This window comes from Streptomyces sp. NPDC054841 (genome assembly GCF_053611045.1).
Map to the genome: position 1 here is coordinate 1 of NZ_JBSGZO010000691.1, position 3,419 is coordinate 3,419.

Annotated in this window: 1 protein-coding gene; it reads right to left on the reverse strand. The window is 67.8% G+C overall.

The genetic code is table 11. The features are described 5' to 3' along the window. Positions 1–19: 19 nt before the first annotated feature. Positions 20–3,419, reverse strand: a 3,400-nt coding sequence (locus ACWGI8_RS41825; RefSeq protein ID WP_453668692.1) for a multifunctional oxoglutarate decarboxylase/oxoglutarate dehydrogenase thiamine pyrophosphate-binding subunit/dihydrolipoyllysine-residue succinyltransferase subunit, incomplete at its 5' end; no start/stop codon positions are given.

A 3,419-nucleotide genomic window follows, 5' to 3' on the forward strand; every position in this document is an offset into this window, starting at 1 on the left:
GTACTCAGGCCTCCTGTACTCAGGCCTCGAAGACCTCGTTCACCAGCTGCTGCTGCTCAGCCTGGTGCCGCTTCGCCGAGCCCACGGCCGGGGACGACGAGTGCGGGCGGGAGATACGGCGCAGGCGCTCGCCGTGCGGGACGTCCGCGCCGACCGCCAGGTCCAGGTGGTCGATCAGGTTGAGCGCGATGAACGGCCAGGCACCCTGGTTCGCCGGCTCCTCCTGGGCCCACAGGTACTTCTCGGCGTTCGGGAACTTGGCGATCTGCTCCTGGAGCTCGGCACCCGGCAGCGGGTACAGGCGCTCCAGACGGATGATCGCGGTGTCCTTGGCGCCACGCTTCTGACGCTCGGCATCGAGGTCGTAGTAGACCTTGCCGGACGTGAAGACGACCTTGCGGACGGCGGCCGGGTCGACCACGCCCGAATCAACAGCGGTGTCGCCGATCACCGGGCGGAAGCCGCCGGTGAGGAACTCCTCCGCCTTCGACGCCGCGGCCTTCAGACGCAGCATCGACTTCGGGGTGAAGACGATGAGCGGCTTGTGGTGCGGGTTGTGGACCTGCCAGCGCAGCAGGTGGAAGTAGTTCGACGGCAGCGTCGGCATGGCGACCGTCATGTTGTTCTGCGCGCAGATCTGGAGGAAGCGCTCCGGGCGGGCGGACGAGTGGTCCGGGCCCTGGCCCTCGTAGCCGTGCGGCAGGAGCAGGGTGACGCCGGAGGTCTGGCCCCACTTCTGCTCGGCCGAGGAGATGAACTCGTCGACGACGGTCTGCGCGCCGTTGACGAAGTCACCGAACTGCGCCTCCCACATGACCAGCGCGTCCGGGCGGGCCAGCGAGTAGCCGTACTCGAAGCCCATCGCCGCGTACTCGCTGAGCAGCGAGTCATAGACGTTGAAGCGGGCCTGGTCCTCGGTGAGGTAGAGCAGCGGGGTGTAGTCCTCGTTGGTCTCCTGGTCGACGAGGACCGCGTGGCGCTGGCCGAAGGTGCCGCGGCGGGTGTCCTGGCCGGCGAGCCGGACCGGGGTGCCCTCCATCAGCAGCGAGCCGATGGCCAGGGTCTCGCCCATGCCCCAGTCGATCGTGCCGTCCTCCACCGAGGCCGCGCGGCGCTGCATCTGCGGCATCAGACGCGGGTGGACGGTGATGTGGTCCGGGATGTTGACCTGCGACTCGGCGATCCGCTTGACGACCTCCTGGGAGACCGCGGTGGTGACCGCCACCGGGAACTCGGCCTGGGCGTCCGGGACATGGGCCGGAGCCGGCTGGCTGGTGGCCTCGCGGACCTCCGCGAAGACCTTCTCCAGCTGGCCCTGGAAGTCCTGGAGCGCCTGCTCGGCCTCTTCCAGCGTGATGTCGCCGCGACCGATGAGCGACTCGGTGTAGAGCTTGCGCACCGAACGCTTCTTGTCGATCAGGTTCACCATCTGCGGGTTGGTGAACTGCGGATTGTCGCCCTCGTTGTGACCGCGGCGGCGGTAGCAGATGAGGTCGATCACGACGTCCTTGTTGAACGTCTGGCGGAACTCGAAGGCGAGCCGCGCCACACGGACGCAGGCCTCCGGGTCGTCACCGTTCACATGGAAGATCGGCGCCTCGATCATGCGGGCCACGTCGGTCGCGTACATCGACGAACGCGACGACTCCGGGGCGGCGGTGAAGCCGACCTGGTTGTTGATGACGATGTGGACCGTGCCGCCGGTGCGGTAGCCGCGGAGCTGCGACATGTTCAGCGTCTCGGCCACGACACCCTGGCCGGCGAAGGCCGCGTCACCGTGCAGGGCGACCGGCAGGACGGTGAAGTCCGTGCCGCCCTTGTTGATGACGTCCTGCTTGGCCCGTGCGACACCCTCCAGGACCGGGTCGACCGCCTCCAGGTGCGAGGGGTTGGCGACGAGCGAGACCTTGATCTGCTCGCCGTCGAGACCGGTGAAGGTGCCCTCGGCGCCCAGGTGGTACTTCACGTCGCCGGAGCCGTGCATGGACTTCGGGTCGAGGTTGCCCTCGAACTCGCGGAAGATCTGCGCGTACGACTTGCCGACGATGTTCGCCAGGACGTTCAGGCGGCCGCGGTGGGCCATGCCGATGACGACCTCGTCGAGGCGGGACTCCGCCGCGGAGTCGATGACCGAGTCGAGCAGCGGGATGACGGACTCGCCGCCCTCCAGCGAGAACCGCTTCTGGCCGACGTACTTCGTCTGCAGGAAGGTCTCGAACGCCTCGGCCGCGTTCAGGCGGCGCAGGATGCGGAGCTGCTCCTCACGCTCCGGCTTGGCGTGCTGGCGCTCCACGCGGTCCTGGATCCACTTGCGCTGCTTCGGGTCCTGGATGTGCATGAACTCGATGCCGGTGGTGCGGCAGTACGAGTCGCGCAGCACGCCGAGGATGTCGCGGAGCTTCATCATCGACTTGCCGCCGAAGCCGCCGACCGCGAACTCGCGCTCCAGGTCCCACAGGGTGAGCCCGTGCTCGGTGATGTCCAGGTCGGGGTGCTTGCGCTGGCGGTACTCCAGCGGGTCGGTGTCGGCCATGACATGGCCGCGGACCCGGTAGGAGTGGATCAGCTCGAAGACGCGGGCGGCCTTGGTGACGTCGTCGTCGTGGGAGGCGTCGATGTCCTTGAGCCAGCGCACCGGCTCGTACGGGATGCGCAGCGCCTCGAAGATCTCGTCGTAGAAGCCGTCCTCGCCGAGGAGGTAGTTCGCGACGATCCGCAGGAACTCGCCGGAGGCGGCGCCCTGGATCACCCGGTGGTCGTACGTCGAGGTCAGGGTCATGACCTTGGAGATGCCCAGCTTGTTCAGGGTGTCCTGGGAGGTGCCCTGGAACTCGGCCGGGTAGTCCATCGAGCCGACGCCCATGATCACCGACTGGCCGGGCATCAGACGCGGCACGGAGTGGACGGTGCCGAGGCCGCCGGGGTTCGTCAGCGAGACGGTGACGCCGGTGAAGTCGTCCATCGTCAGCTTGTTGTTGCGGGCGCGGCGGACGATGTCCTCGTAGGCCTGCCAGAACTCGAAGAAGTTCAGCGTCTCGGCCTTCTTGATGCCCGCGACGACCAGCTGGCGGTCACCGTTCGGCTTCACCAGGTCGATGGCGAGGCCGAAGTTGACGTGCGGCGGCTTCACCAGGGTCGGCTTGCCGTCCTTCTCCGCGTACGACCAGTTCATCGACGGCATGGCCTTGATCGCCTGCACCATCGCGAAGCCGATGAGGTGGGTGAAGGAGATCTTCCCGCCCCGGGCGCGCTTGAGGTGGTTGTTGATGACGATCCGGTTGTCGAAGAGCAGCTTCACCGGGACGGCGCGGACGGACGTGGCCGTCGGCAGGTCCAGCGAGGCGTTCATGTTCTTCGCGACGGCGGCGGAGGGGCCGCGGAGGGTGACCAGCTCGGGGCCCTCGGCAGTGGTCTTCGGC